Below are 26,532 nucleotides of genomic sequence, written 5' to 3' on the forward strand. Positions count from 1 at the left end.
TGCGATTCGGGTGATATCTGCACGTTCAGGTGAGAAGGCGGCGGCTGGCTGACGCCCGGAAGTCTTCACCCGTGACCCCTTGACCGGCTCAGGGGGTGGCTCTACGTTCCTCCACGCAATCTCTTGCGGAAAGCCTGCAAGGGCGTGCCCCGGGCTGTCGGGCATGGCGCGTTGCCTTCGCGGCCTCAACCCGTCCACTCCCAGGAGGAGCCTTGTTCGCTCGTCGTCAGCGCAGACGCGGAACTCCAGGCTGGCAGAGGTCCATCGGCGCGTTCACGGCCGGACTGATCGCCGTCTCCGGCAGCGTCCTCTCGATGACCGCCACGACCTCCACTGCCCAGGCGGCACCGCCCGGGTCCAAGGACGTCACCGCGGTGATGTTCAACTGGAGATTCGACTCCATCGCCCGCGAATGTACCCAGCGCCTGGGCCCGGCCGGCTACGGCCACGTCCAGGTCTCCCCGCCCCAGGAGCAGATCCAGGGCGGCCAGTGGTGGACCGCCTACCAGCCGGTCAGCTACCGCATCGAAAGCCGCCTCGGCAACCGCGACCAGTTCCGCAACATGGTCGACACCTGCCGCAGCGCGGGGGTCGGCGTCGTGGTGGACGCGGTGATCAACCACATGTCCGCCGGCTCCGGCACCGGCACCGGAGGCTCGAACTACACCAAGTACGACTACCCCGCGGCGCCCTACAGCGACGGGGACTTCAACGGCTGCCGCCGCCCGATCGGCGACAACTACGGCGACCGCGGCAACGTGCAGAACTGCGAACTGGTGGGCCTGGCCGACCTCAACACCGGCAAGGACTACGTCCGGGGCCGTATCGCGGGCTACCTCAACGACCTGCTCTCACTGGGCGTGGCGGGCTTCCGCATCGACGCGGTCAAGCACATCCCGGCCGGCGACCTCGCCGCCATCAAATCCCGGCTCACCGACCCGAACGTCTACTGGAAGCAGGAAGCGATCTTCGGAGCCGGCGAGCCGATCCTGCCCGACGAGTACCGGGGCACCGGCGACGTCCAGGAGTTCCGCTACGGCCGTGACCTGAAGCGGGTCTTCGAGAACGAGAACCTCGCCTACCTGAAGAACTTCGGCGAGGGCTGGGGGTACATGCCCTCGGCGGGCAGCGCCGTCTTCGTCGACAACCACGACACCGAGCGCAACGGCTCCACCCTCAGCTACAAGAGCGGCGCCAACTACACCCTGGCCAACGTCTTCATGCTGGCCTGGCCCTACGGTTCTCCCGACGTCCACTCCGGCTACGAGTTCGGCAACAACGACGCCGGCCCGCCCAACAACGGCGCGGTCAACGCGTGCTACCAGGACGGCTGGAAGTGCCAGCACGCCTGGCCCGAGATCGAGTCCATGGTCGGATTCCGCAACGCCGCCCGCGGCCAAGGGGTCACCGACTGGTGGGACAACGGGGGCGACGCGATCGCCTTCGGCCGCGGCAGCCGGGCCTACGTGGCCCTCAACCACGAGTCCGGCTCCCTCACCCGTACCTTCCAGACCTCCCTGGCCGCCGGCACCTACTGTGACGTCCAGAGCGACCGCGCCGTGACCGTCAACGGCTCCGGTCAGTTCACCGCCACCCTGGGCGCGAACACGGCGCTGGCCCTGCACACCGGCGCCCGCGACTGCGGCGGCGGCAACCCTGGGACGGGCAGACCGGCGTGACGTGGGAGTCCGGCTCCAACCGCCAGGCCACGGTCCCCAGCGGCGGCTCCCTGACCCTCAACGACACCTGGCGCAACTGACCCCCCTCGACCGGCCGGTGCCCTCCTCCCCGAGGGCACCGGCGGCCCTCTGTCGGTGCCGGCCGTTAGCCTTCGGCGACATGCGCGAGCCGGAAGGGGCAGTCATGGCTGAGGATCCGATCGACCTGATCCGCCTGGAGGGAGACGGCAACAGCGTCGTTCTCCGGATCACCGGGAACGAGGAGCGGAAGCCTCCCGCCGAGGCTGAGGCCCTGGTCGGAGAGTTCGTGGTCGATACGCCCTTCGTCCGTGGCACGCTCAGGACCTGGGTCTTCCCCGAGGACCTGCGGGAGTGGCAGCAGGCTCTCGACTCGCTCGACGCGGGCCAGGACATCGCCTGGCGCGAGGGAGCAAGCGCTGCTCCGTGGCTGTTCATCGAACTCGACGAAGACGACGACCGCTGCCAGGTCACGATCAAGGACGCTTCCATATCCCTGACGACGGTGACAGTCACCGTCCCCCTGGCCGACGCCTGGTTCGATGACGCGTACAGCCGCCTGGACCTGGTCTGGGAGACGTGGCCCATGACCGAGGACTGATTTGCCGCGCCGCGGGATCACCGCTACTCGGGAGGCCGGCACCGATCCACCGGGACCGACGACGAGGGCGGCAGCACCAACCTGACGGAACGTCAGGTGCGCGGGTGGGCCCTGGGGGTGCGCCGCGGCATGTACCGCGGCGCACCCGGCAGCCTGGAGGTCCCCCGAGAACGCGCCGGCCACGGGGTCCACCAGGACAGCCCAGCCGTCGGCCAGGGCAGCGGCTTCGTCGAGCAGCGAGGTGCCGGGGCGGGCCGCGGCGTGCGTGAGCCGCTGCACCACCTGGTAGTGCGTCACCTTCACAGAGGAGGCGTGCGGGCGATCCCCGAGGTGCTGCCGCTGGTCCGCGCTGTTCGTCGTCATGGGATCACGGGATCCGTGCCACGCCACCCCACCCCGCGCGCTCGGTGGTGCGGCCGGTATTCGCGTCGGGCCGCCAGTTCGGCCAGGACACGAAGCCAGGTTCGACCAGATCAAGGCCCTCGAAGAAAGCCTTCGTCACCTCCGGTTCGCGCATGATGTAAGGAATGGCGCCAGAGTTGTTGTATTCCTCCTGCACCGCACGATGCTTGGCATCGCTGGCGGTGGAGTGGCTCAGGCACAGATAGCTCCCCGAGGGGACCCGGGCCACGAGGCGGCGTACCAGGCCCAGGGCTTCGTCCCAGTCTACGATGTGCCCCAGCACGTCATTGATGACCACGGCGATGGGCCGGCTCATGTCCAGAGTCTTCGCGGCGCCGTCCAGGACGAGGTCGGTGTCGCGCATATCCGCGAGCACGTAGTCCATAGCACCCTCTAAGGTGCTGTCGCCCATGGCGTGCACGTGCAGCAAGACGAGGGGGTCGTGGTCGACATAGACCACGCGGCTCTCGGGCGCGATGCGCTGAACGATTTCGTGCGTGTTGTTGGCCGTGGGCAGTCCGGCACCCACGTCGAGAAATTGGCGCATCCCGCACTCTCGGGCAAGGTGGGTGACGGTGCGTACCAGGAAGTGCCGTGATTCCCGGACCATATACTTCATGTCTGGGTACTTGGTGCAGTAGGCATCGCCGGCGGCCTTGTCGGCGGCGAACCAGTCCTTGCCGCCCAGCCAGTAGTTCCAGACACGCGCGCTGTGCGGGACGGACACATCGAGCTCGTCCGGCTTTGTCGGCTCAGTCATGGCAGTTCCTCTTTCCATTTGTAGGGATGGGATGCTGTGACGGACCCCTCGTCGTCGCCCACGCCCAGGCGCTGATGACCAGCAACGCCGCCGGTGCCGTCACCTGCATGCGAGCGGACCTGCGCAACCCGCGCGCCGTGCTGAACTCGACCGAGCTGCACCGCACACTGGACTTCACCCAACCGGTGGCTCTGGTGCTGACCGCCACCGTGTACGCAGCAACCGACATCGACGCCCCCCTGACGACGCGCACACGCGAAGAGATCGCGCTTCTTCACCGGCCTGGAGCTGCTCGATCCCGGCGTGGTCCGCCTGCCCTACTGGCGCCCACACATGCCCCTCCCACGGCGCCGGATCGCCCAGATCTGGACGCCCGTCAAGTCCCGACGGTGTGCCATGGATCTCACGAGCACGCACCCGACAGAGCGGTAGGCCAGCGGGATGCGCGGATACGCCATCCCCTGTGCCGCCACCACGTGTCACCCGGCCCGGGGCAGTGGGGGACGCTGACAGTTGACCGTTGAGCAGCGTGCAGGACTCGAACCTGCGACCAAGTAAGGGGACGGGATGGTCGAGCGGCTCAACCCAGTGGCCTACGCGGGCGCAACCGCGCGGGAACTAGCGATCTGACCTGCAGAGGTGCGGTGTTTCGACGACGGCGTTACACATCCCGTGCACGGTGTGACGAGGTCCGAGCGCTCATCAGTCGCCGTGGTAGAGGCGATGCGGATCGATCAGTTGGATGGTGGGGTCGCTTTCGGCGCGGAGGCGCAGGTCGTCGGTGAAGCCGGCGGCGCTGTAGCAGTGCAGCCTCGTGGCGTCGGTAGCTGTGCCGCGTGCCATGAGCAGGGAGCGGATGCGCTGGAGGCGGTCCAGATGTCTCTGCCCCATGACGTCGTTCCACTTGACTTCACCGATGGCCAAAAGTCCCTCGCCGCCGCTTTCGGTCTCCCCGTGGACGGCGACGTCGACCTCGTGGCTGGTCTTCGCGGCAGGGTCGTTGACGGTGCCGCTCGCCACTCTGGTGGCCACCCCGCCGTGGGTTTCGGCCGACGCGTGCCAACGGGCCCACTCGCGGCAGACCTGCTCGAAGTGCGGGCCGACGACTTTGCTGCGGAACGTGGACTGGGCGCGGTGCCACACTGCACCGGCGCGTCCGGGGCGCTCCAGGTCACCCCAGGCAGGACGCATGACCGCGTGGTAGAAGGCGATGAGGGGTTCGGCGATGCGGTAGGCGGAGCGGTTGCGGCGGAAGGCGTCAGCCTCGTGCGTGATCATGCCGACGTCCTGAAGGACGCTGAGCGGGTGGGCGAGATCGGTGGACTTACGGCCGAGGTAGTCGGCGATGCCGCCGCGGGCGGTGTTTCCGGCGGCGATGGCGGCCAGGACCGAGTGATAGAGGGCGGTGTCGTGGAGTTCTGGCTCTTCGGCGAGCAGATAGCGGGCTTCCCGGAAGAGCGGGCGGGCAGGATTGAGGACTGCGCGGACGACCCAGGCGTCGAAGTCGTCGGGGCCGACGGGGGCGTCACCCTGGGTGAACTCGCGGCGATAGGCGGGAGTACCGCCGACGATGGCGTGGGTGAGCAGCGCGGTGCGCGGGTCGGCGATCTCCCAGAAGTCGGCGGCGAGACGGAAGTCCAGAGTGGGGACGACAAGCTCCAGGCCGGCGCGGCCGCGCAACGGGGCGTTTCCGGCGAGGAGCCCCCCCATGAAGGACAGCGCGGAACCGCACAGCAGGAGCCGTACGGGGGTACTGATGCGCTGGGCCGTCGGATCGAGGGCACGCTGGATGATCGAAGGGAGAGCCGGGGACGCCTTCGCGACGAAGGGAAACTCATCGATGACCGCCGTGACGGGGCTGCCCCCGTCCGCGATACGCATGAGCTCGGTGACAGCTTCACCCCAGTCGGCGAAACGGAAAGGCGTTGGCTGATCGCGATAGTGAGCGAGAGCCGCGCCGAACTGACGCAAGGCGTCAGCTTCCGTGGTCTCCGTAGCGGTGAACATGAACCCGCCGCTCGCGCGGATAAGGGCGTCGAGCAGGAAGGTCTTGCCCTGGCGACGTCGTCCGGAGACCACGCCGAGGGTGGCCCGGGATCCTGGCAGGGCTGCGAAGCGAGCCAGTTCCGACCACTCGAAGTCGCGGTCGAACATCTCGGCGGGTCTGTCCATGGAAGCACGCACCTTCGGAAGAATAATTGCGCCTATTATAACTGCAACTATTACGAGGTCGTACAGACCACTGTGCAACCGGGGGTCGGGGCCGGTCAGCATGCCTGGCCAGAAAGGAGCGCCGGGGGGTGGAAGCGCTCTCGGTGCCGATGCTCTGGACCTCGGCGTGGTCCTTTTCCTCGGTGCTGGGTGGCGTTGGCCGGGGCGCCGCCATCACCAGCCTGCTCCGCAAGGCGCTCGGCCACGGCAACTGTAAGAAGTCATCCGGATTCCGAATGTGATGGCTGGGTTTCTATCGGTCGGGCATGAACGTCGCTTGGTGGCGGGAGGGTCCGGGCGTTCGGTGGAGGTGGCTGATGCCGTCGGTGCTCGGTCTGCTGGAGGTCCGGGAGAAGAAGGTCCGCGCGGAGGTGGCCCGGTTGCGTCAGGAGGCCGAGCGGATCACGGCCGCGCTCAGCGCGGCGGAAGCACATCTGGAGCGGCTTGGCCAGGCCCGCGAGACCGTCACCGAGGTGATGGCCGAGCCGGGCGCCGGGACGATGGGGCAGGTCCAGGCCGCCGCGGTGCCGGGGGCCACGCTGCCGCACCGCGCCGAGGGCGTCAGCACGGAGGCGCTCGCGCCGGAGTGCCAGCGCCTCCTGGCGGTCCTGGCCGCGCCGGAGGCCGGCGGTGTTCGACCACAGCCGCGCACGCCCGGAATGCAGATGGCTTCTCAGGCCCCCGCCTCTTTCGAAGAGCTCTATGGCATCCCCGGCCCCGTTGGCCTACCGGCGGCGGCGTTGCTGCCGCGGGCCCAACGGGAATGGGCGGGTACGGCGTCCCCGATCCCAGAAGTGCTCGTCCGACGCGCGGGCGTACACACCGTGCCTCGCCCCGGGCACTGACTCGCGACTGAGCGCTCTTCAGCCGTCATCCAGCCTCACTGCCGCCCCAACACCAAGATCGCGTTACCCATCCATGACGCAAACGCGCGGGAACTCCCGGGAAACCACAGGTAGAGACGTGAGGCACCTTGGCGTGGAAAACGGCCCTGATCCGGGTAAACACCCAGGTCAGGGCCGTGAAGGCGGACGAGTCGGCCTGTACGCCGGGTTCTGTCTCCCGGGGGCCTTGCGGTCCGCGGGGAGGCGGTCATCCATCTGGGACCGGTGTTGCCACCGGCCTCGTGCGGTCTACCCGCGGACTCGGGCGGGCCGCCCTCGGTCGTCCGCGCAGGGTCGCTTCCGCGGCCCCTCTTGACCTTGCTCCGGGTGGGGTTTACCGAGCCGCCCGGGTCACCCCGGGCGCTGGTGGTCTCTTACACCGCCGTTTCACCCTTACCGGGGGCCTGGCCCCCGGCGGTCTGTTTTCTGTGGCACTGTCCCGCGGGTCACCCCGGGTGGGCGTTACCCACCACCCTGCCCTGTGGAGCCCGGACGTTCCTCGGCGGTCCCTGGGTGGGACCGACGCGACCGCCCGGCCGGCTCGTCCGCCGTGGGGTCCATGGTAGTCGCAGCGAGCGGCCCCGTGCCGCCGCCCGGATCGGAGGCGGACGCGGAGGAGGCGGCAGAGGAGGCGGCGGTGGCCAGGAAGGAGCCGGCCAGGATGAGGACGAAGGCGGCGGCGATCGAGCCGGTCAGGGGTTCATCGAGGAAGGCGACGCCCGCGGCGACCGCGACCGCCGGGTTGATGTACGTGAAGACCACCGCGCGCGTCGGGCCCACCTCGCGGATCAGCTCCAGGAAGACCACGAACGCCAGCGCCGTGCACAGCACCCCCAGGCCCGCGAGCGACGCGAGCACCTTGCCCGACGGCGTGGTGTCCGGCCAGGAGGCGATGCCCGCCGGGGCGTAGACGATCGCGGCCAGCAGCAGGCAGGGGGCGATGAGCTGCAGCGTCGGTACGTCCTTCAGCCGTCGGGCGATGATCAGCGGGGCGGTGGCGTAGCCGAGGGCGGTGAGCATGACCTCCGTGATCGCCCACGCCGAGCCGCCGCTCAACTCCGGTGCCGCCAGCACCGCGACGCCCGCGAGGCCGAGCCCGAGGCCCAGCCAGCGGCGGCGGCCCAGGCGCTCCTCGTCGCCGAGGAGCCGGGCGAGGATCACGCCGATCGTCGGCACCGCGGCGATCAGCAGGCCGGCCATCGCGCTGGAGAGCTTGCGCTCGGCGTCGGTCAGGGTCCACCACGGGCCGATGATCTCGATGCACGCGAACGCCAGCATCGGCGCCCAGTGCGTCCGTACGGTACGGACCAGCCCCCCGCCGCGCAGCGCGAGCGGCAGCAGGATGAGCGCGCCCAGCGCGCACCGGACGAAGACGACCCCGGACGGCGGCACCGCGTCCACGGCCACCTTGATCATCAGGTACGGGACGCCCCAGATGACGCCCATGAGGAGGAAGAGGACCCAGCCGCGTGCAGTCATGCCGTCCAGCCTCCGGGGCGCGACGGCCCGCTGTCTTGAATGCCGTTGCGGGGGAGGGCCCGGGATCTCAGGGACGGACGCTGCGGCGGTACGCCGCCGGCGTCGCCCCCAGGACCCGCCGGAACCACCGCGTCAGATGCGCCTGGTCCGCGAACCCCACGAGACCCGCCACCTCCGCCGGCCGGTGCCCCGCCTCCAGCAGGCCGCGCGCCCGCTCCACCCGGTACTGCGCCAGCCAGGCGTACGGGGGCATGCCCATGCTGTCCCGGAACGCGCGCAGCACCTGGTAGCGGGAGAGCCCCAGGTCGCAGCCGATCGCCGCCAGCGACGGCGGGTCCGTCAGCTCGTCCGCCAGCCGGTCCCGTACCGCGCGGGCGACGCCGTCCCCCAGCGCCGCGCAGGCCGCCGGCCGGGCGCGGCCGTGGCGGCGGGCCAGGGCGGCGAGCAGCCACGGCAGCCGCGACTCCGTCTCCAGAGGCTCCGCGCCGCGGCCGACCGCGACGTGCGCGGCGCGCAGCGCGGCGGCCAGGGCCGGGTCGTCGATGACGGGCTCGGCGAAGTGGGCGTCGGTGCAGGCGCCGTCGGTGAGCAGCGCCATGGAGGGGTAGAACGCCCGGTAGGCGTAGCCCTCGTCGCCCGCCGGGCCGCCGGTGTGCGCCTCGCCGGGGGCGAGGACGACGATGCTGCCGGGCCGCGCCCGGATCCGGTCGCCGCGGTAGTCGATGACCTCGGCGCCGTGCGTGCACACCCCGACGGCGAACTCGTGGTGGGCGTGCGGCGCGTAGCGGTGCGCGGTGAAGCACGCCGTCATCAGGTACAGGGACTGGCCCGCGCCCAGCGGCGTCCGCGTCCAGCGCGCGTACTCGCCGGACCCCCGCCCGCCCCCGTTGCCGTTCATGCGTCGCATTGTGCGCGATGCCGTACGCCCCTTGCCAGCGGGATTCCGCCGCTGGCTACGATGCCCTGATGTCGCAGCGAGATCTGTCCCCGGAAGAGTTCCGCGAGCTGGGCCACGCCTACGTCGACTGGATCGCCGACTACCGCGCCCGCGTCGGCGACCTGCCCGTGCTCCCCGGCGTCGAGCCCGGCTGGGTGCGCGAGCGGCTGCCCGCGAAGCTGCCGGAGGAGGGCGAGCCGCTGACGGCGGTGCTGGCGGACATGGACCGCGTCGTGGTGCCCGCCACCACCCACTGGCAGCACCCCGGCTTCTTCGCGTACTTCCCCGCCAACGCCTCCCTCGCCTCCCTCCTCGGCGACATGCTCTCCACCGGCCTCGGCTCCCAGGGCATGCTCTGGTCGACGTCCCCCGCCGCCACGGAGCTGGAGCAGCACCTGCTCGACCAGCTCGCCGACGCCACGGGACTGCCCGCCGAGTTCACCTTCGCCGGCGGTGGCGGCGGCGTCATCCAGGACTCGGCGTCCTCCTCCTCGCTGGTCGCGCTCCTCGCCGCGCTGCACCGCACCTCCGGCGGCGCGTGGCGGACGGCCGGCCGGGACGGACGCGAGGTGCTGTACGTCTCGGCGCACACGCACTCCTCGCTGGAGAAGGCTGCCATCGCCGCGGGCCTGGGCGCGGACGCCGTACGGACCGTGCCCGCGGCGGCGGGCGGGCAGGCGATGTCCGCGGACGCCCTGGCCGCGGCGGTACGCGAGGACGTGGCCGCCGGCCGCCGCCCGGTGATGGTCTGCGCGACGATCGGCACCACCGGCACCGGCGCCGTCGACCCGGTGCGCGAGATCGCCGAGGTCTGCGCCGCGTACGGCACATGGCTGCACGTCGACGCCGCGTGGGCGGGCGCCGCCGCGTTCTGCCCCGAGCACCGCGGGCTCTTCGACGGCGCCGGGCTGGCCGACTCGTACAGCACCGACGGGCACAAGTGGCTGCTCACCGCCTTCGACTGCAACCTCTTCTGGACCCGCGACACCGCCACCCTCGTCGGCGCCCTGACCGTACTGCCGGAGTACCTGCGCAACGCCGCCAGCGAGTCCGGCGCCGTCGTCGACTACCGCGACTGGCACCTGCCGCTGGGCCGCCGCTTCCGCGCGCTGAAGCTGTGGACGGTGCTGCGCCGCTTCGGCCTCGCGGGCATACGCGACCACGTGCGCCGGCACGTCGGGCTCGCCGCGGAGCTGGAGTCGTGGGCGGCGGCCGACCCGCGGTTCGCGCCGGGGGTGCCGCGGAGCCTGGCGCTGGTGTGCCTGTACGTCGCCACCGGCCGCGGCACCGACGCCGACAACGCCGCGACGAAGGCGGTCCTGGAGCGGATCAACGCCGGCGGGCGGTCGTACGTCACGCACACCGTGGTCGACGGCCGCTACCTGCTGCGGGTCGCGATCGGCGGACTGGAGACCGAGGAGCGGCACGTACGGGCTCTGTGGGACGACCTGTGCGCCGCGGCCGACGCCGTGACCGGCGCGGACGAGGGGGCACCCGCGGGGTGATCCGCCGGGGGCGCCCGCGGGGTCCCGCGGCCCGTCGCTTGACCTTGTCGCGACGTCAACGTTTCTACTGAGGTCATGCGAATCGGAGAGCTCGCCGCGCTCGCCGGGGTCACCACCCGTACGGTGCGGCATTACCACCGCATCGGGCTGCTGCCCGAGCCCGCCCGCCGCGCCAACGGCTACCGCGTCTACACCCTGCGCGACACCGTCGAGCTGGCCCGCGTCCGCCGGCTGACCGAGCTGGGCCTCAGCCTCGACGAGGTCCGCGACGCGCTCGCCGACGACGCCGGCAAGGAACTGCACGAGATCCTCGCCGGGCTGGACGCCGACCTCGCCCGCCAGGAGGCGGCGATCCGGCAGCGCCGCGCGCGCCTCGCCGAGCTGCTGCGGCAGGCGGAGGGCGGCGGGCTGCCCGCCGAGGGGCCGGTGTCGCCGGAGCTGGCGGCGGTGTTCGCCGACATGTCACGGGCCTCCGCCCGGCTCGGCGTGCCCGAGCCGGCGAGCGCGGCGAAGGAGCGGGAGCTGCTCGCGCTGCTGGACACCACCGCGGACGACGCACACCGCGGCTGGCTCGGCGCGCTGGTGCACGCGCTCAGCGCCGATCCGGAGGCGATGACCCGCGCGTACGGCATCTACGCCCGGCTCGACGAACTGGCCGACGCCGACCCCGGCGACCCGCGCGTCGGGGAGCTGGCCCGGGACGTGGTCGCCGCCATGCCGGACGAGGCCGTGGAACTGGTCGCCGCCGGGTCCCACGCGACCGAGGGCGGGGCTGGAGACGGCGGCGACGAGCGCGGGGAGGCCTTCGCGGAGATGTTCTTCGCGGACTTCCCCCCGGCGCAGGCCGAGGTCGTGCGCCGGGCGATGGCCCTGCTCGGAGAGCGGACGGGCGGGGCCGGCGAGGCGGGCGGGGCCGGGCGCGCGGGCCGGCGGCGCGGGGAGAGCGCGTCGTGAACGCTCTGCGCCGCACGGTCCGCTGGGCCCTGGCCTCGCTCGTTCCCGGCGAGCTGGTGCTCGTGCTGTGCCTCGCCTCGGGCGTGCGTATCCCGGAGCCGGTGCTGCTCGCCGTCGAGGTTGCCGTCCTGCTGGTCACCGCGGCCCTGGTCACGCTGCTGGCCGCCGACTACCGCCGCCACCGCGGCGCCGGCCTCGCGCCCCGCGCGGCCGGTCTGGAGGCCGTACGGGACAGCGTCCCGGCCGCCGTGCGCAGGCTCACCGTGCACGAGGTGAAGCTCTTCACCGCCACCCTGCGCTGGCTCGCCCGCCGCCCGAAGCACGGCGTCGGCCCCGGCGACACCGCCGTCCCGTACGCCGCCGGGCAGTCGTTCACGTTCTACGGCTTCCTCTTCGTCTCGGTGGTCGAGACCGTGGCGCTGGCCCTCGTCATCCCCTGGCCGGTGGTGCACGCCGTACTGCTGGTGGTCGACCTGTGGGGCATCTACTTCATCCTCGCGCTCCAGGCCGCCTGCGTGGTCCGGCCGCACGTCGTCGGCGGGGACGGCTCGCTGCGCGTACGGTACGGGGTCCTCCTGGACATACCCGTACCGGCCGAGCTGATCGCGAACGCCCGGCTGGAGCGCCGCTTCCCGGACGGGGGCGGGCTGCTGCGGCTGGCCGACGACGGCACGGCGGACCTGGCCGTCGGAGGGCAGACGACGGTGACGGTCGAGCTGACGGAGCCGGTCTCGTTCGTCCGGCCGCTGGGCGGGCCGGCGCGGGCGCGGGTGCTGCGGTTCTACGCGGACGACCCGCGGCCGGTGGTCGACGCCCTGCGCGCGGCGCGGGACGAGGCGCGGGAGGCGGCGCGGGAGCGGGAGGCGGCGCGGGAGGAACAGGGGGTATGGGGGGAGTCCGGCGAGGCGCCGCCGCCGGACGCTCAGGGCGCCGGCACGAACCCCACCGGGGACACCCCGGGCTCCGCCGCCGTCAGCCGGACCCGCAGCCGGTGGCCGAGCGGCAACGGCTCGCCGGCCGCGGGGCCGGGCGCCGAGTCCGCCGACTCCACGCGGCCGATGACCGCCGGCTCGTAGAGCTGCACCGTGCCCCGCGTCGGCCGGTCCTCGTCGACCTTCACCACGTGCCCGTCGAAGACCTCCCCGATCCGCCCGCTCATGAGCGCCGCCTCGACCAGGTCCACGCACTCCCGCTCCAGCCGGGCCGCCCGCGCCGCGCCCGCGGCCATCAGCTCCGGGATGCCGCCCAGCGCCTCGCGCACCCACTCCGGCGCGGGCTCGTCCGCCACCGCCGCCAGGCACAGCTCCCCGGCGTACCGGTCGGCCAGCCGGCGCAGCGGTGCCGTGCAGTGCGCGTACTCGTCGGCCACCGCGACGTGCACCGCGTCCTGGCGGGCAGGCGGCGCGCCGTCGAAGACGGTGTACCCGGCGCCGCGCAGCAGCGCGGTGCACTCCTGGAGGAACGCCGCGTGGTTGGCCATCTGCGGGTTGAGCGAGCGGATCAGCTCGGGGTAGTCCAGGCCCTCGGGCCAGTCGATGTCCAGCGCGCGGGCCACCCGGTGCAGATACGTCAGCGCGCCGCGCCGCGCGGGCGGCAGCGTACGCAGGATGCCGGTGCCGGCGGCGAGCATCAGGTCCGCGGCGGCCATGCCGGTGAGCAGGGACACCTGCGCGTTCCAGCCGTGGGCGGGCAGCGGGGCGCGGTACTCCAGCGCGTAGCCGCCGTCCCGCCGCGCCACCTCCTGCTCCGGTACGCCCAGCGAGATCCCGCCCCGCTCGCGCTCCAGCTCCTCGCGCAGCAGCCCGACGTCGCGCAGCAGCGCCACCGGCTCCTCGGCGGTGCCCTCGTCGATGGTCTGCTGTACGCCGCCGTAGTCGAGCCGCGCCCGGCTGCGTACCAGCGCGCGGGCGACCCTGGCCTCGGCGGTCTGCCCGCTGGAGTCGAGGTCGATCTCCCAGAGCAGGGCGGGGGCGGTCTGGTCGGGCAGCAGGCTGGCGGCGCCCTCGCAGAGCTGCTCGGGGTGCAGGGGAACGCGGGTGTCGGGGAAGTACAGCGTCGTCACGCGGCGGCGCGCCTCGGCGTCGAGGGCTCCGCCGGGCGTCACGAAGGCGGCGACGTCGGCGATGGCGTAGTGGATGCGGAAGCCGCCGCCGCCCCGGCGGGCGATGTGGACGGCCTGGTCCAGATCGCGGGAGCCGGGCGGGTCGACGGTGTAGAGCGGGATGTCGGTCGCGTCCCGTTCCGGCAGCCGGGGCGCCTTCGCGGCGCGGTCGGCCTCGGCGAGCACCTCGGGCGGGAAAGCGGCGGGTACGTCCTCGGCGGCGCGCAGCCGGCGGAGGGCGGCGCGGAGCGGGGCGTCCTCGGCGTCGACGGCGTACAGGATGCGTTGTGGCACGCATATCACCATAATTCGGACGACCGTCCCGGGCGCGCCACCGCGGCCGGATCAGCCCCCCGCGCCGCGGGCGGGCGGCGCGCTCAGACCTGCTGCAACGGGCGGTGCGGGGCGTCCGGCAGCACGACGACGACCGGGTCTCCGGGACGTACCACACCGCCCGTCAGCACCACGCTCATCACGCCCGCCCTGCGCACCACGTTCCCCGCCGCGTCGCGGCCCACGACCTGCTTGAGCAGCCCACCCTGGAACCCGTCGATCTGACTGCAGGGGTTGCGCAGCCCGGTGACCTCGACGACCGCCTCGGCACCGAGGTGCAGCAGCGTGCCGGTGGGCAGGCGGAGGAGGTCGACGCCGCGGGTCGTGACGTTCTCGCCCATCTCCCCGGGGCGTACCCGAAAGCCCGCCGCGGCGACCTCCGCGAACAACTCCTCGTGGATCAGGTGCACCTGCCGCAGGTTCGGCTGGGAGGGGTCGCGGGCGACCCGGGAGCGGTGCCTGACCGTGACCCCGGCGTGTACGTCGCCCTCGACGCCGAGGCCGGCGAGGAGGGTGATGGCCTCGCGGGCCGGTTTGGTGAAGGTGTACTCGCCGCTGCTGCAGACCGCCGTGACCGTGCCGTTCATGAGGTACGGACCCCCTCCGCCGTGACCGCTGCTCCGCTACGAGCCTAACCGGCGGGTGGACGGGGCGGCATCTGTCCGGCATGCGGGACCGCGGCATATTGATTCGTACGGACGGGTGGGCGCATGGCAGCCTGGCCCGCATGCTTGGAGTCACCGATCTGTCGACGTACCTCGCCGGACTGGCCCTGATCATCCTGCTCCCGGGGCCCAACTCCCTCTACGTCGTCTCCGTCGCCGCCCGCCGCGGCGCCCGGGCCGGCTACCGCGCGGCCGGCGGCGTGATGTGCGGCGACATGGTGCTCATGGTGCTCTCCGCGGGCGGCGTGGCCTCCCTGTTGCAGGCCAGCCCGACGGCGTTCGCCGTGGTCAAGTTCGCGGGCGCCGGCTATCTGACGTGGCTGGCGGTCGGGATGCTGCGCGGCGCGTGGCGGATGTGGCGCGAACGGGAGGCGCGGGCCGTCGCCCGGGCGGAGGGTGAACCGGCGGGGGCGGAGCAGGCGCGGGGGGAGATGGAGCGGCCGTACCGCCGGGCGTTCGTCGTCAGCCTGCTCAACCCGAAGGCGATACTGTTCTTCGTCTCGTTCTTCGTGCAGTTCATCGACCCGGCGTACGCGCACCCGGAGTTGACGTTCCTCGTGCTGGCGGCCTGGGCGCAGTTGTTCAGCATCACGTACCTGACGGCCCTGATCTTCAGCGGCACGCACCTCGCCGCGCTCTTCCGCCGCCGGCGGCGGCTGACGGCCGGGATGTCCGCGGCGGCGGGCACGGCGTTCCTCGGCTTCGCCGCCAAGCTGTCGATGAGCAGCGCGTAGGTCCGGCATTGCGGTCCGCGCGGCCTTCAGCGCGGCGGTCCGCCCGGCGGGCCGCGTCGCCGCGTCGCCGCGCGGGCCGTGGGCTGCCCGGCCCTGACCACCGGACAGCCCCGGCACCCCGCGGATCCCGCGGCCCCTCGGGATCCGGCGGGCTCCCGCTGCCCCCCGCCGGCTCCCGTGGGTGTCAGAAGGGCGTCAGCGTCAGCGTGAGCTGCTGCGGAGCCCCGTCCTCGATGTACGACGCGAAGCCGGAGACGTCGTCGAAGGCGAACCCGTACGCCCGGCCGTCCTCGGACACCTCGTGCATCACCCGTGCGTAGTGGTTTGAGATGTCGGTGCCGTAGAAGGCGGACGCGTCGGTGACCGGCTGGTCGGCGTGGTCGCGCAGCGTGGTGCGGTTCAGCGCCGCGCCCAGGACCGCGGCGACCGGCCCCGTCGTGCCGTCGTTCGGCGCGGCGAGCTTGCCGTCGCAGAACAGCACGTCACGGGTGGGCGGCCGGTCGAAGGCCACGTCGGCGGGGCCGGTGAAGGACAGCCGGTCACCGGCGACGCGACCGGTGAAGGTACCGGCGTTCGTCGTGACCTTCAGGTCCTTGCCCGCGTACGCCGACCAGACCTCGTCCACGTACCCGTCGAGATACGCGCCGTCGAACAGCCCGGCGTCCAGGCCGTGCCCGGGGGCGATGACGCGCAGCCCGTCCGCGTCCACCAGCCGGTCGAAGCCCTCGGTGCCGGCCAGGGTGTCGAACACCTGCTTGCGGGCGCCGTCCTTGAGCGTCCCGGTCGTCTGGTCCTTCGCGCCCGTCAGGTGGATCGACATCGGGACGCTGAACATGTCGACCATGGTGGTGTTGCAGAACATGCCGGCGTCGTTGAGCGTGAACTCCATGCAGTCGTGCACCACGGCGTAGTTGGGGTCGGTCGACACCCAGCCCGCGGGATACGCGAGCGCCGCGTTGCCGGCGCCGTCCGTGACCGCCTTCATCTTCAGCTTGCCGCCGAGGGCGACGTACAGCCGTCCCGACATGTTCGGCAGGGTCAGAGCCGTGTCGCCGCTGCCGGCGAAGGGGATGGCGTAGTCCGTGTAGCCGTCGGGGCCGTTGTCGTCGAGCGAGATCGGCGCGAGCGTCCCGTCCGGCGTGAGGCGGACCTGCCGGCCGCCCTCGTTGCCGACGACGTAGATGCTGACGGAGGAGTTCTCGTACGCCCCGGTCTTGTTGACGACGGTCACGTCGAGGGCCGCGGCGGCGCCGCCCGCCCGCGCCGCGGAGAGCACCAGAGGTGTCCCCGCGGCGGCGGACGCGACGGCAAGGCCACCCAGCAGCCTGCGTCGCGAGATCACTTGGCGGCACCTCCGGACTGCTCGACGGACACGTAGTCGACGACCATCGGCACGCCGGGCCGGGTGGCGTCGACGGGGGTGGCGTGCCCGGCGACGCCGTCGGGGAAGGCCCCGCCCATGGCGACGTTGAGGAGGAGGAAGTGGCCGTGGTGGGCGAGGTTCGCCCAGGTCTCGGCGCCCACCTGGTCGGCGTTGACGGAGTGGTACTGCTGGCCGTCCACGTACCAGCGCAGCTCCTCGACGGAGCCGGAGCGGTCCAGCTCCAGCGCGTACTCGTGGAAGCCGGACTGGCAACTGCCGCCCGGGCAGGCGCGGGAGGCGCCGAGGCCGTTGTTCTCGTTGCACGGGCCGCCGGGGGCGGTGCCGCAGTGCAGGACGCCCCAGACGCTGTCGATGCCGTTGACGTTCTCCATGATGTCGAACTCGCCGATGCCCGGCCAGTTCCAGTAGTTGCCGCGGTAGGCGTCGCCGAGCGTCCAGAACGCGGGCCAGTAGCCGAGGGCTTCCTCGCCGGTGATGTTCGGCATCTGGATACGGGCCTCGATGCGCATCACGCCGCCCGCGGGGGCCTGGAAGTCGGTGCGCTGGGTCTCGATCCGGGCGGACGTCCAGCCGCCGGAGCCGTTGCGGCGGGGGGTGATGGTGAGGTGCCCGTTGCCGTCCTTCTGGAGGTTCTCGGGGCTGTCGGTGTACGTCTGGATCTCGCCGGTGCCCCAGTTGGCGGGGCCGCCGGGGTAGGAAGTGCCGGTGTCGATGATCCAGTTGGCTGCGTCCGGCGGGGAGCCGGCGGCGCCGTCGAAGTCGTCGCGGAAGACCTCGGCGAGGGGCGCCGGGGCGTTGCCGTCGTCCTCGCCGGCCGTCGCGGAGGGCAGGGTCAGGGCGCTGACCGCGGCCAGCGTCGCGACCGCGCAGAGCAGTATCCTGCGCCACCGTCGTCGTATCGCGTGCATGTCTGGCAGCTCCTCGGGGTGTGGGGGATGAGGAGGTTCTCCCCTGGGGATGCGCCCGTTTGAGAGCGCTCTCAGGTTGTGTTGAGGCACACTGCCGAGTGGGCGGGCTACTGTCAAGGCCCACCGAGTGAAGAGGAGTTGAGGTGTCCGGGAACCGCCCCACGCTGGAGGCCGTCGCCGCCCGCGCCGGAGTGTCGCGGGCCACGGTGTCGCGCGTGGTCAACGGGGGCGCGGGGGTGCGGGAGTCGCTGCGCGAACGGGTGCACCGCGCCGTGGCCGAACTCGGCTACGTACCGAACCAGGCCGCGCGCACCCTCGTCACCCGGCGCACCGGCGCGGTCGCCGTCGTCATCGCGGAGCCCGAGAGCCGGGTCTTCGCCGACCCGTTCTTCGCCCGGCAGTTGCGCGGGATCAGCGGCGCGCTGGCCGCGGCGGACACGCAGTTGGTGCTGCTGTACGTCGCCGACCGCGAGGACTACCCGCGCATCGGCCGGTTCCTGTCGGGCGGGCACGTGGACGGCGCGCTGATGTTCTCGCTGCACCGCGACGACCCGCTGCCGGGCATGGCCGCGGCGGCGGGCCTCCCGGTGGTCTACGGCGGCCGGCCCGGCTGGCCGGGGGCCGCGGGGGAGCGGGGGCTGCTGTACGTGGACACGGACAACCGGGCGGGCGCGGAGCTGGCGGTGCGGCACCTGCTGGAGCGGGGGAGGCGGCGGATCGGGCACATCGCGGGGCCGCTGGACCAGACGTCGGCGGTGGACCGCCTGGCGGGGTACAGGGCGGCGCTGGCGGAGGGCGGGGGGACCGGGGGCGGGGGGACGGACGACGGTGCGACGGAGGGCGGGCCGGTCAGGGCCGGGGGAGGGGGCCCGTACGACGGCGGGCGCCACCCGGAGCTGGTCGCGGAGGGTGACTTCACCCCGGCCGGCGGCGAGCGGGCGATGGCCGAGCTGCTGGCCAGGGCCCCGGACCTCGACGCCGTGTTCGCCGCCTCCGATCTCATGGCCACCGGCGCCCTGCGCACCCTGCGCGCGCACGGCCGCCGCGTCCCCGCCGACGTCGCGGTCGTCGGCTACGACGACCTGGAGCCGGCGACCTGGACGGAGCCGCCGCTGACGACGGTGCACCAGGACGTCGAGGGGATGGGCGGCGTGATGGCCCGGATGCTGCTCACCAACCTGGGGGGCGGCCAGGGACACCAGGAGCCGGTGGTGACGACGCCGCGGCTGGTGGTGAGGGAGTCCGGGTGAGGTCGGGTGGCCGGGGGCCCGGCTGAGACCGGGTGGTGGTCAGGGCATCCGGTAGAGGCCCGGTGGCGGCCAGGGCATCCGGCTGAGGCATGGTGGTCAGGGCATCCGGTAGAGGCCCGGTGGCGGCCAGGGCATCCGGCTGAGGCGGCCGTCTCAGAAGCCGGCGCGGGCGGGCTCGTCGACCCGGGCCACGGACTCCTGCGCGAACCGGCGGGTGTACGCCTCCCGGATCTCCTCGATCCGGCCGTCCTGCTCTCCCGCCTCGGTCAGCGGATAGAGCAGGTAGACCTCGTACGAGCGCTCCCGCTCGATGGTGCCGTGCCGGTCGCGGTACTGGCCCCGCACCTCGTCCACCGTCAGCCCCGCCGGGAAGCGCGGCGTGACGACCCGGTCCACGAACGCGCGGAACTGCCGGTCGGTGACGTCCGGGCCGCCGTCGGGCCGTACCGTGCCGAACATCAGGTGCGTCTGCACGTACGGGTCGAGGTCCGCGGCCTGCGGCGGGGCGGCCGGCGCGGTGGTCTCGCCGTCCGCGAGGGCGGCGGGGGCGGTGGCCGCGGCGGCGCCGGCGAGCGCTGCGGCGAGGGTCAGGGCGACGAGGCGGAGGCGTGGCTTTGTAAGGTTCACGACGGGGAAACGACCGCCGGGACCGAAAGTTTCGCGGGGACCGCGGGGGTGGGGCCGCGGGGGTGTCGGGGCGCCGCGGGGGTTGTTTGTTTGCCTGTTGTTCGGCTTCACCTCACCGACGGGTGGTCATGCCGTTGCAGAATCGAGGCTCTCCTCCGGACCACGAAAGGTTCTTCCATGCGGGAAGAGCGATTCACCGAGCCCACCCCACCGGGCACGCGACTGCTCCACATCGGCCCTCACAAAACGGGCACCACCGCCCTCCAGGGCGCCTTCCACAAGGCACGACCCGCCCTCCGGAAGCACGGGGTCGTCTACGCCGGACCGGGCCGCCAGGCGAAGGACCCGGCGGTCGCGATCGCCAGGAAGGACCCGACGCCGGCGGAGCGGGAGCCGTGGGAGACGTTCTGTACGGAGGCGGCGGAGGCGGGGGACAAGCGGTTCTTCGCGAGCAGCGAGTTCTTCGCGACGGCCTCCGCGGACGCCGCGGTGCGGGCGGTGAAGGAACTGGCGGGTGAGTTCTCCGTACACGTCGTCGTGACGCTGCGCCCGCTGCGGAAGATCATGCCGTCGCACTGGCAGCAGTACGTCAAGCACGGCCTCTGCGAGTCGTACGAGACCTGGCTCGACGCCATGCTGCGCAAGCCCCCGTACGAGGAGCCGACCCCGGACTTCTGGCATCTGCAGCGGCACCACGAACTGATCGAGCGGTGGGCGGCGGCCGCGGGCCCGGAGAACGTGACCGCGGTCGTGGTCGACGAGGCCAGGCCGCTGTGGCAGTTCCGCGTCTTCGAGCAGTTGCTCGACCTCCCGGACGGGGTGATCGAACCGCAGGAGAGCGGCGGCAACTCGTCGCTGACGCAGAGCGAGGCGGAGCTGCTGCTGCAGCTCAACCGCAAGCTCCGGGACCGTAACTGGAGCACGTGGCGGCAGAGCAAGGTGATCCGCGAGGGCGTGGTCCCGAGGTTGCAGTCGTACGAACCGGCGCCGGACGAACCCCGCATCACCACCCCGCCGTGGGCGGAGACGGCGGTGGCGGAGGTCGCGGAGCGCGTGACCGCGGGCATCGCGGCGTCGGGAGTACGGGTCGTCGGCGACCTGGACGCCCTGTCCCGCCGCCCGAGCACACCGGCGGAGCCGGCGCCGGCGAGGGAGATCCCCACGGAGGCGGCGACGGAGGCGGTGCTGGGCGGAATACTGGCGTCGGCCGCCTTGGCGGCGAAGACCACGCCGCAGGCACCGGCACCGGAGGTGCCGGCGGCGCGGGGGGCGGTGGAGGACAAGGCGGTGCGGGAAGTGCCGGTGAAGGACCTGATGCGGGTGGTGGCCCGCAGGGCGGTGCGACGGATGCGGGGGTGAGGGGCGGGTGTGGGGCGGTTGGTGTGACCGTCTCTACAGGCGCGTGAACCACCGTTCATCCGGAGCGCGACCACGTACGAGCCGGACCGCGCGGGCTCTGAGGGGATCACCCCGGCTGCGCGGGGTCCATCCCGCCCGCTCGGCGCCCACCTGAGGCGACCACCCGGCACCGCCGGGGACCACCCCGGCTGCTCCGCGGCTCTCCCGCCCGCCGGGGGACCCTCCGCCCCCGCGGGGAACCACGGGCCGCGCGGGAATCATCCCGGCTGTTCGGCGACTGTCCCGCCCGGCGTCCGCCCAGTTCCCATGCCCCCGCACGCCCGCCCAAGGGTATGCGCCCGCTCTGACAGTGAGGATGGGTGATGGCGCTGCCCGGGGGTCTGGCTCTTGCTCTGACTGACGCTTCGGCTGTCTTTGTGTTGAATCGTCGGCTTGCCGGGCGGTGCCGTCCCGGCGTGTGGCCGGTCGGGCTTCTGTGACTTCATAGGAGCCCGGCCAAAGGTCCCATCACTGTCTTGTCCGTCTGCCCGACCGGTCCCACCCCCGCGCCTCGCCTCCTCCACTCGACACGCCCATCTCAGCGCGTTTTCATGGAACTGCCGGACTTCCTCTGGTTTGTACCTCCAGGGAAGGTTGCGAGTACACCTACGCGCCGGCGGGAGGCATCCGTGCACACCGACAAGCGTCCGACCGGCGGCTCCGATCGCGATGACGACGGAGGGCGCGGCGGTCATGGGCGTCGTGACGGCGTGGGGCGCGGGCGTGAGGGTTCGCGGCCCGGGTCCGATGCCGCGCGGGATGCGTACGACGACGAGCAGGATCAGGCCATCGACGCCGATCCCCAACTTCGCGAGGTCGGGCGCGCCCGGTTGCGCAAGCGTGCGAGCCGGCGGGCCGGGGGTGACCAGGGCGGTGAGGCGCGTCGTTGAGCGGCGTGCGGGCCGCTGATTACTCCCTCCGGTCGACACCTGAACGGAGGAGGCGTTACATGGTGATATGACGGTTTCGTCGCTTGAGTCGGCGGACCGCTTCTATCCCTGCACGCACCATCCAGCGGGAGGAACAGTGCAGACCGACAGGAACACAGCCAGTGGCGGAAGTGGCAAGGCCGCGCAAGCCGCGGGGGTAGGGCGCGAGACCGACGCCGCCGCTGCGGCGGGCGGCGGCGGCCAGGGCGAGCAGATGGGCCGGCGCGGTCAGCAGCCCGAGAACGCACAGCGCGGCGGTGCGGCGGAGGACCAGCGTGTCGTCGCGTATCGCGAGCGGCTGCAGGTCGAGCCCGTCGACCGGCGGCAGCCCATGGGCGAGGCCGAGGTCACGGTCCGGGTGCGGGAGACCCCGCAGCGGTTCGAGGTCACCCGCGGCCACGACGAGTGCGTCGTACGGCGCAGTGACGTCGACGGCAAGGACGGCAATCTGGTCGCCGGCGATCACCACGAGTTCGTGGAGCGCAGCGTGAAGGTGCCGCTCTACGGCGAGGACGCCGAGGTCGTCGTCCACAAGGTGTCCGAGCCCTACGCCGTCGCCGACATCGGCACCAGGCGCATCGAGGACACCCAGACCTTCGAGACCGTCCTCAAGACCGAGGAGATCGTCGAGAACGTGCCGGCCGGACAGGGCTCGTCGATGAGCGTCCGCGAGGTGCAGGAGGGTTACGACCTGCGCGAAGGCGCCCGCCGCGAGCAGCGCGAGCAGCGCGAGGAGAGCACCGGCACCTCCGGCCGGGCCGCCGCGCCCGAGAGCGCCGACACCCCCGGCGCCGCCGAGGACATCGGGGAGGGCAAGGGGCGTGGTCGCTGGTTCTGACCGCGTGCCCACCCTTCCTCCAGCGCGGGGGTCCGCCAGGGTGCGGGCCCCCGCTCGTCTGACTCCCCTCCTTGGGTCCCCCTTGCCCCTGTAGTTCCCTCGTCGGTTCCCTCGTCCTTCCTGGGTCTGATCTGGTCTGGTGCTCCGGCTGCTCCGGGCCCCGCCCGGCCCCGTCCCCTCAGGCTGCCTTGCCCGGCTTCTTCGTCGTCTTCTTCGCGGTCTTCTTGCTCGCCGTCTTCTTGCCCGCGCTCTTCTTCCCCGCGGTCTTCTTCGCCGCCGTCTTCTCCCCCGCCGCCTTCTTGCCCGCCGTCTTCTTCGCCGCCGCCTTCTTCCGCGGCGCCGTCGCCCCGCGCTTGTCCCTCGCCGCCTGCACGCTCGCCTCCAGCGCCGACATCAGGTCGATGACCTGCCCCTTCTCCTCGCCCACCGCCTCCTTCGGCAGCGGCGCGATCCCCTCCTTGCTCGCGACGAGTGCCTCGACCGCTTCGCGGTACTCGTCCGTGAACTCGTCCGGGTCATAGCCGCCCAGCGCGTCCATGAGGGAGTCGACCATGTCCAGTTCCTGCCGGCGCACCGTCACCTTCTCGTCCGGTGCCACGCTCTGCGCCGAGCGCACCTCGTCCGGCCACAGCATCGTGTGCAGGACGAGCACGTCCTCCTCCGTCAGCACCCGCACCAGCGCCGGCGCCTCGCGGTTGCGGAGCGCGACCTTGACCACCGCCACCCGCCCCGAGCGCTTCAGTGCCTCGCGGAGCAGGACGTACGGCTTGGCCGCCGCGGCGTCGACGGGTTTGACGTAGTACGCGCGGGAGAACTGGATGGGGTCGAAGTAGCCGGCGTCCTCGAAGCCCACCACATCGATGATCTTCTTGCTGGGCAGCGGCAACTGGGCGAGATCCTCCGGGGAGAGCACGACGAGTTCGCCGTCGGCCGTCTCGTACGCCCTGGTGATCTCCGCGTACTGCACCTCGCGGTCCTCCAGCTCGCAGAACCGCCGGTAGCGGATCCGGCCGCCGTCCTCGGCGTGCACCTGCTTGAAGGACACGCCGTGTTCCTCGGTGGCGGAGTAGAGCTGGACGGGAATGCTGACCAACCCGAAGGAGATCGCACCCTTCCATATAGATTTCATCCATATGTCCTCTCTCCCGGAGGTTCAGCATATGCCGGTCACCGAGGTCGAAGGACGCCGCCTGAAGCTCAGCAACCTCGACAAGGTGCTGTGGCCCGAGCACGGATTCACCAAGGGCGAGGCGCTCCACTACTACGCCCAAGTCGCCGACGTCCTCCTGCCGCACGTACACGACCGAGCCGTGTCCTTCCTGCGCTTCCCGGACGGCGTGGACGGGGAGCGGTTCTTCGCCAAGAACGCCCCCGCGGGCACGCCTGAATGGGTGAGGGTCGCCGATGTCGAGCTGACCCGGTCCACCGTGCACCACGTGCTCGTCCAGGACCTGCCGACGCTGCTGTGGGCCGCGAACCTCGCCGCGCTGGAGCTGCACGTACCGCAGTGGAAGGCGCTGGACGGCAGGGCAGGAAAGGCGAAGGTGCGGGTCAGGGCCGACGAGCGGCCCGCCGACCGGATCGTCTTCGACCTCGACCCCGGCCCGCCCGCCACCGTCGTCGAGTGCTGCCGCGCCGCCCTGCTGGTGCGCGAGGCGCTGCGCGCGGACGGGCTCGACGCCTGGCCGAAGACCTCCGGCTCGAAGGGCCTGCATCTGTACGTGCCCCTCGCGCCCGCCTCCGCCGACGCCACCAGCGCGTACGCCAAGGCCCTGGCCCGGCGGCTGGAGGAGGAGCATCCGAAGCTGATCCTGCACCGGATGGCACGTAAGCTGCGCCCGCGGAAGGTCTTCGTCGACTGGAGCCAGAACTCGCGGGCGAAGACCACCGTCGCCCCGTACGTGCTGCGCGCCAAGGCCCGGCCGACCGTCTCCACCCCGCTGACCTGGGACGAAGTGGAGGCTTGCGCCGACCCCGACGAGCTGGTCTTCCTCCCCGGCGACGTACTGGAGCGCATCGGCACGCACGGTGACCTGCTGGAGTCACTGCTGACCGAGCACTTTGACCTGCCGGATATGACTGATTAGTCCATTCGTGGGACAGTGGAGTGTGACCACGAGGAGGCGTCGGTCATGGCCAAGCACCACAAGCACGACTCCACCCGGCACCGGCAGGGCGGCAACCCCGCGTTCCAGGAGGCGATGAACGCCCGGAACGAGCGCGTCACGGAATCCAGGCGGGAAGCCTCGATGGCGGCGCACGACGACGCCAAGTCCCGGAGCAGCAGGATGACTCCGCAGGTCGAGCGGCGCGGTGCGCGCCGGAACCGCGGATAGCGAACGATCCCTGCTGCCCCGCCCGCGGGCGCGACGCGCACCGCCCCGCCGGAGGTGCGGGCGCGCCCGGCCGCGTGCCCGGCGTGCTCGGGGCGCCGGGCACGCGGCGGTGTGGGGTGGTACGCGGCCGGTGCGGCCCCGGGCGTGCTGGGGTCGGCGGTACGGGGCTACTCCTCCGGCGCGCGTGCCTCCTCCGGGCCCTTGTCCGGGCGCAGCCCGCGCCACACCGGGTGCCGGAGCACGCCCGTCGCCGTCCACTCCCCGTACGTCACCTCGCCCACCAGCTCCGGCTCCACCCAGTGCACCGCGCCCGCCGCCCGGACGTGCCGGTCCGCGACCGGGCCCGCGAAGGGGCTCGTGTCCCGGGCCAGGCCCGCCAGCCGCTCCCGCAGCACCTCCAGCGCGTGCCGGGAGAAGCCGCTGCCCACCGTGCCGGCGTAGGCCAGGCCGCCGTCCTTCGTCCACACGCCCATCAGCAGCCCGCCGACCGCGTCCGACCTGCTGCCCGCGCCCTCCGTCCAGCCGCCGACGACGACCTCCTGCGTACGGACGTTCTTGATCTTCAGCCAGAGGTCGCTGCGCCGGCCCGGCAGATACGGTGACGACAGCCGCTTCGCGAGCAGCCCCTCCAGCCCGTACCGCCTGGTCATCTCCGATGCCTCGCTGCCGTGGCCCTCCCAGTGCGGGGGAGTGCGCCAGTGCGCGCCTTCGACGCGCAGCTCTGCGAGCAGCGCGCGGCGTTCGCGGTACGGGAGGCGCAGTGTGGGCCCGCCGTCGAGGTGCAGCACGTCGAACGCCATGTAGTCGACCGGCACCTCGGCGGCGAGGCGGGCGATCACCGCGCCGCGGGTGAGGTTCATGCGGCGCTGCAACGCACCGAAGGAGGGGCGGCCGTCGGGGGCCAGCGCGACGATCTCGCCGTCGAGCACGCAGGCGTGCCCCGCGGCGGCGAGGGCCTCGCCGAGCGGGGTCAGCTCGGGGTAGCGGGCGGTGACGTCGTTGTCGTTGCGCGTGAGCAGCGTCAGCGAGCCGTCGCCCGGGGCGTACGCGACGGCGCGGATGCCGTCCCACTTCAGCTCGTACGCCCAGGAGGGGTCCGCGGCGGCCGTCGGCAGGCTGCCGGAGACCGCCAGCATGGGCGTGACGTGCGGCAGCCCGCCGAGGTCGGTCATGCGGGCAGAGTAAGTTCCCGGCCTGCGCTACGCCTCCTGGGCGATGTCCGCGCGCAGCGGCTCCAGGGTGCCGCCGATGGTCTTCACGGTCTCGTCCGGTACGCCGAGGCCGACGAGGGTGGCGGTCAGGTGGTCGACGACCCGCTCGAAGTGGGCCGGCGTGATGCCCAGCCCTTCGTGCGCCTTCCGCATGCCGCGGCCGTTGTAGGCGGCGGGGCCGCCGAGGGCGGCGCCTATGAAGGCGCGCTGGTGGCGCTTGAGGCGCGGGACGTCGATGCCGTCGAAGAACGGCTTCAGCTCCGGGTCGTCGAGCACTCGGTCGTAGAAGTTGTCCACGGCGGTCGCGACCGCCGTCTCCCCGCCGATCGAGTCGTAAATAGTCATGGGGCCCGATTATTGGGGCCAGTGGGGCTGGAGTGAAGAGCGT

General features: G+C 72.4%; 24 protein-coding genes, 1 other RNA gene and 2 pseudogenes. 14 read left to right on the forward strand and 13 right to left on the reverse strand.

Features of this window, described 5'->3' with window-relative positions; translation table 11 throughout:
• The first annotated feature begins 314 nt into the window (after nt 1-314).
• Nucleotides 315-1,759, forward strand: a pseudogene (locus O7599_RS29775) (alpha-amylase family glycosyl hydrolase).
• Between the two features lie 104 nt (nt 1,760-1,863).
• Nucleotides 1,864-2,298, forward strand: coding sequence for a DUF5959 family protein (locus tag O7599_RS29780; protein ID WP_281618695.1), 435 nt, complete (start codon nt 1,864-1,866; stop codon nt 2,296-2,298).
• A 367-nt stretch (nt 2,299-2,665) separates the two neighbouring features.
• Here the strand turns inward: O7599_RS29780 and O7599_RS29785 are convergent, their stop codons facing one another.
• Nucleotides 2,666-3,460 (reverse strand): SAM-dependent methyltransferase, encoded by a 795-nt coding sequence (locus O7599_RS29785; RefSeq protein WP_281618696.1) that lies wholly within the window; start codon nt 3,458-3,460, stop codon nt 2,666-2,668.
• Nucleotides 3,461-3,534: 74 nt separating this feature from the next.
• Here O7599_RS29785 and O7599_RS36925 point away from each other — a divergent pair, with 74 nt between their 5' ends.
• A complete protein-coding gene (locus O7599_RS36925; RefSeq protein WP_348652573.1) occupies nt 3,535-3,984 on the forward strand; it encodes an SAM-dependent methyltransferase in 450 nt (149 codons plus the stop codon).
• Between the two features lie 178 nt (nt 3,985-4,162).
• Here O7599_RS36925 and O7599_RS29800 read toward each other — a convergent pair whose 3' ends face one another.
• Nucleotides 4,163-5,632 carry an ATP-binding protein gene (locus O7599_RS29800; protein ID WP_281618697.1) on the reverse strand — a complete coding sequence of 490 codons (1,470 nt, stop codon included), beginning with the start codon at nt 5,630-5,632 and terminating at the stop codon, nt 4,163-4,165.
• A gap of 128 nt (nt 5,633-5,760) precedes the next feature.
• Here O7599_RS29800 and O7599_RS29805 point away from each other — a divergent pair, with 128 nt between their 5' ends.
• Both O7599_RS29805 and O7599_RS29810 read left to right on the forward strand, forming a co-directional pair.
• A complete protein-coding gene (locus O7599_RS29805; protein WP_281618698.1) occupies nt 5,761-5,913 on the forward strand; it encodes a hypothetical protein in 153 nt (50 codons plus the stop codon).
• A 75-nt stretch (nt 5,914-5,988) separates the two neighbouring features.
• Nucleotides 5,989-6,516, forward strand: coding sequence for a hypothetical protein (locus O7599_RS29810; protein WP_281618699.1), 528 nt, complete (start codon nt 5,989-5,991; stop codon nt 6,514-6,516).
• A 183-nt stretch (nt 6,517-6,699) separates the two neighbouring features.
• On the opposite strand, the gene rnpB is transcribed toward O7599_RS29810, so the two are convergent.
• The 3 genes and pseudogenes from rnpB to O7599_RS29825 form a co-directional block, all read right to left on the reverse strand.
• Nucleotides 6,700-7,099, reverse strand: an RNA gene (rnpB, locus tag O7599_RS29815) — RNase P RNA component class A.
• 155 nt (nt 7,100-7,254) lie between these two features.
• Nucleotides 7,255-8,034: pseudogene (locus O7599_RS29820) on the reverse strand (DMT family transporter); the annotation flags it as partial.
• A 67-nt stretch (nt 8,035-8,101) separates the two neighbouring features.
• Nucleotides 8,102-8,932, reverse strand: coding sequence for an AraC family transcriptional regulator (locus tag O7599_RS29825; RefSeq protein ID WP_281618700.1), 831 nt, complete (start codon nt 8,930-8,932; stop codon nt 8,102-8,104).
• Between the two features lie 68 nt (nt 8,933-9,000).
• On the opposite strand from O7599_RS29825, the gene O7599_RS29830 reads away from it, so the two are divergent.
• Nucleotides 9,001-10,476 carry a pyridoxal-dependent decarboxylase gene (locus O7599_RS29830; RefSeq protein ID WP_281618701.1) on the forward strand — a complete coding sequence of 492 codons (1,476 nt, stop codon included), beginning with the start codon at nt 9,001-9,003 and terminating at the stop codon, nt 10,474-10,476.
• Between the two features lie 75 nt (nt 10,477-10,551).
• Entirely contained in the window at nt 10,552-11,430 is an 879-nt protein-coding gene (locus O7599_RS29835; RefSeq protein WP_281618702.1) for a MerR family transcriptional regulator, read from the forward strand.
• Between the two features lie 922 nt (nt 11,431-12,352).
• On the opposite strand, the gene O7599_RS29840 is transcribed toward O7599_RS29835, so the two are convergent.
• Both O7599_RS29840 and O7599_RS29845 read right to left on the reverse strand, forming a co-directional pair.
• A complete protein-coding gene (locus O7599_RS29840; protein ID WP_281618703.1) occupies nt 12,353-13,825 on the reverse strand; it encodes an RNB domain-containing ribonuclease in 1,473 nt (490 codons plus the stop codon).
• A gap of 83 nt (nt 13,826-13,908) precedes the next feature.
• Nucleotides 13,909-14,451, reverse strand: coding sequence for an MOSC domain-containing protein (locus O7599_RS29845; protein ID WP_281618704.1), 543 nt, complete (start codon nt 14,449-14,451; stop codon nt 13,909-13,911).
• Between the two features lie 140 nt (nt 14,452-14,591).
• Here O7599_RS29845 and leuE point away from each other — a divergent pair, with 140 nt between their 5' ends.
• Nucleotides 14,592-15,263 carry a leucine efflux protein LeuE gene (leuE, locus tag O7599_RS29850; RefSeq protein ID WP_281618705.1) on the forward strand — a complete coding sequence of 224 codons (672 nt, stop codon included), beginning with the start codon at nt 14,592-14,594 and terminating at the stop codon, nt 15,261-15,263.
• Between the two features lie 184 nt (nt 15,264-15,447).
• Here the strand turns inward: leuE and O7599_RS29855 are convergent, their stop codons facing one another.
• A complete protein-coding gene (locus O7599_RS29855) occupies nt 15,448-16,605 on the reverse strand; it encodes a beta-1,3-glucanase family protein (RefSeq protein ID WP_281618706.1) in 1,158 nt (385 codons plus the stop codon).
• Nucleotides 16,602-17,555, reverse strand: coding sequence for a glycoside hydrolase family 16 protein (locus O7599_RS29860; protein ID WP_281618707.1), 954 nt, complete (start codon nt 17,553-17,555; stop codon nt 16,602-16,604). Before O7599_RS29860 ends, O7599_RS29855 begins: the two co-directional genes overlap by 4 nt.
• Nucleotides 17,556-17,698: 143 nt before the next feature.
• Between O7599_RS29860 and O7599_RS29865 the strand changes: the two genes are divergently transcribed.
• A complete protein-coding gene (locus O7599_RS29865) occupies nt 17,699-18,805 on the forward strand; it encodes a LacI family DNA-binding transcriptional regulator (protein ID WP_281618708.1) in 1,107 nt (368 codons plus the stop codon).
• A gap of 153 nt (nt 18,806-18,958) precedes the next feature.
• Here the strand turns inward: O7599_RS29865 and O7599_RS29870 are convergent, their stop codons facing one another.
• Entirely contained in the window at nt 18,959-19,432 is a 474-nt protein-coding gene (locus O7599_RS29870) for a DUF3574 domain-containing protein (RefSeq protein WP_281618709.1), read from the reverse strand.
• Between the two features lie 177 nt (nt 19,433-19,609).
• On the opposite strand from O7599_RS29870, the gene O7599_RS29875 reads away from it, so the two are divergent.
• From O7599_RS29875 to O7599_RS29885, 3 genes are all read left to right on the forward strand, one after another.
• Nucleotides 19,610-20,791 (forward strand): hypothetical protein, encoded by a 1,182-nt coding sequence (locus tag O7599_RS29875; protein WP_281618710.1) that lies wholly within the window; start codon nt 19,610-19,612, stop codon nt 20,789-20,791.
• 668 nt (nt 20,792-21,459) lie between these two features.
• Nucleotides 21,460-21,720: a hypothetical protein gene (locus O7599_RS29880; protein ID WP_281618711.1), complete on the forward strand. Its 261-nt coding sequence runs from the start codon at nt 21,460-21,462 to the stop codon at nt 21,718-21,720.
• Between the two features lie 136 nt (nt 21,721-21,856).
• A complete protein-coding gene (locus O7599_RS29885) occupies nt 21,857-22,597 on the forward strand; it encodes a DUF2382 domain-containing protein (protein ID WP_281618712.1) in 741 nt (246 codons plus the stop codon).
• Between the two features lie 178 nt (nt 22,598-22,775).
• Here O7599_RS29885 and O7599_RS29890 read toward each other — a convergent pair whose 3' ends face one another.
• Nucleotides 22,776-23,726, reverse strand: coding sequence for a Ku protein (locus O7599_RS29890; protein WP_281618713.1), 951 nt, complete (start codon nt 23,724-23,726; stop codon nt 22,776-22,778).
• A 31-nt stretch (nt 23,727-23,757) separates the two neighbouring features.
• Here O7599_RS29890 and ligD (O7599_RS29895) point away from each other — a divergent pair, with 31 nt between their 5' ends.
• Together ligD (O7599_RS29895) and O7599_RS29900 are read left to right on the forward strand one after the other, a co-directional pair.
• Complete coding sequence (gene ligD / locus O7599_RS29895; protein ID WP_281618714.1) at nt 23,758-24,684, forward strand: non-homologous end-joining DNA ligase; 927 nt, start codon at nt 23,758-23,760, stop codon at nt 24,682-24,684.
• A 45-nt stretch (nt 24,685-24,729) separates the two neighbouring features.
• The gene (locus tag O7599_RS29900) at nt 24,730-24,933 is read left to right on the forward strand and encodes a hypothetical protein (protein ID WP_281618715.1); all 204 of its coding nucleotides are present in this window, start codon (nt 24,730-24,732) and stop codon (nt 24,931-24,933) included.
• Between the two features lie 167 nt (nt 24,934-25,100).
• Here O7599_RS29900 and ligD (O7599_RS29905) read toward each other — a convergent pair whose 3' ends face one another.
• Both ligD (O7599_RS29905) and O7599_RS29910 read right to left on the reverse strand, forming a co-directional pair.
• Complete coding sequence (gene ligD, locus O7599_RS29905) at nt 25,101-26,105, reverse strand: non-homologous end-joining DNA ligase (RefSeq protein ID WP_281618716.1); 1,005 nt, start codon at nt 26,103-26,105, stop codon at nt 25,101-25,103.
• Between the two features lie 27 nt (nt 26,106-26,132).
• Nucleotides 26,133-26,489, reverse strand: coding sequence for a group 1 truncated hemoglobin (locus O7599_RS29910; RefSeq protein WP_281618717.1), 357 nt, complete (start codon nt 26,487-26,489; stop codon nt 26,133-26,135).
• Between the last annotated feature and the right edge of the window lie 43 nt (nt 26,490-26,532).

The organism is Streptomyces sp. WMMC500, assembly GCF_027497195.1.
Lineage (GTDB): Bacteria > Actinomycetota > Actinomycetes > Streptomycetales > Streptomycetaceae > Streptomyces.

Bases quoted from the DNA above. Each gene is read 5' to 3' on its own strand.
- O7599_RS29810 (WP_281618699.1), top strand. From the start codon at position 5,989: ATGCCGTCGGTGCTCGGTCTGCTGGAGGTCCGGGAGAAGAAGGTCCGC.
- O7599_RS29900 (WP_281618715.1), top strand. From the start codon at position 24,730: ATGGCCAAGCACCACAAGCACGACTCCACCCGGCACCGGCAGGGCGGC.
- ligD (WP_281618716.1), bottom strand. From the start codon at position 26,105: ATGACCGACCTCGGCGGGCTGCCGCACGTCACGCCCATGCTGGCGGTC.
- O7599_RS29780 (WP_281618695.1), top strand. From the start codon at position 1,864: ATGGCTGAGGATCCGATCGACCTGATCCGCCTGGAGGGAGACGGCAAC.
- O7599_RS36925 (WP_348652573.1), top strand. From the start codon at position 3,535: ATGACCAGCAACGCCGCCGGTGCCGTCACCTGCATGCGAGCGGACCTG.
- O7599_RS29835 (WP_281618702.1), top strand. From the start codon at position 10,552: ATGCGAATCGGAGAGCTCGCCGCGCTCGCCGGGGTCACCACCCGTACG.
- O7599_RS29890 (WP_281618713.1), bottom strand. From the start codon at position 23,726: ATGAAATCTATATGGAAGGGTGCGATCTCCTTCGGGTTGGTCAGCATT.
- O7599_RS29860 (WP_281618707.1), bottom strand. From the start codon at position 17,555: ATGCACGCGATACGACGACGGTGGCGCAGGATACTGCTCTGCGCGGTC.
- O7599_RS29825 (WP_281618700.1), bottom strand. From the start codon at position 8,932: ATGAACGGCAACGGGGGCGGGCGGGGGTCCGGCGAGTACGCGCGCTGG.
- O7599_RS29785 (WP_281618696.1), bottom strand. From the start codon at position 3,460: ATGACTGAGCCGACAAAGCCGGACGAGCTCGATGTGTCCGTCCCGCAC.
- O7599_RS29800 (WP_281618697.1), bottom strand. From the start codon at position 5,632: ATGGACAGACCCGCCGAGATGTTCGACCGCGACTTCGAGTGGTCGGAA.
- O7599_RS29830 (WP_281618701.1), top strand. From the start codon at position 9,001: ATGTCGCAGCGAGATCTGTCCCCGGAAGAGTTCCGCGAGCTGGGCCAC.
- O7599_RS29910 (WP_281618717.1), bottom strand. From the start codon at position 26,489: ATGACTATTTACGACTCGATCGGCGGGGAGACGGCGGTCGCGACCGCC.
- O7599_RS29845 (WP_281618704.1), bottom strand. From the start codon at position 14,451: ATGAACGGCACGGTCACGGCGGTCTGCAGCAGCGGCGAGTACACCTTC.
- O7599_RS29875 (WP_281618710.1), top strand. From the start codon at position 19,610: ATGCGGGAAGAGCGATTCACCGAGCCCACCCCACCGGGCACGCGACTG.
- ligD (WP_281618714.1), top strand. From the start codon at position 23,758: ATGCCGGTCACCGAGGTCGAAGGACGCCGCCTGAAGCTCAGCAACCTC.
- leuE (WP_281618705.1), top strand. From the start codon at position 14,592: ATGCTTGGAGTCACCGATCTGTCGACGTACCTCGCCGGACTGGCCCTG.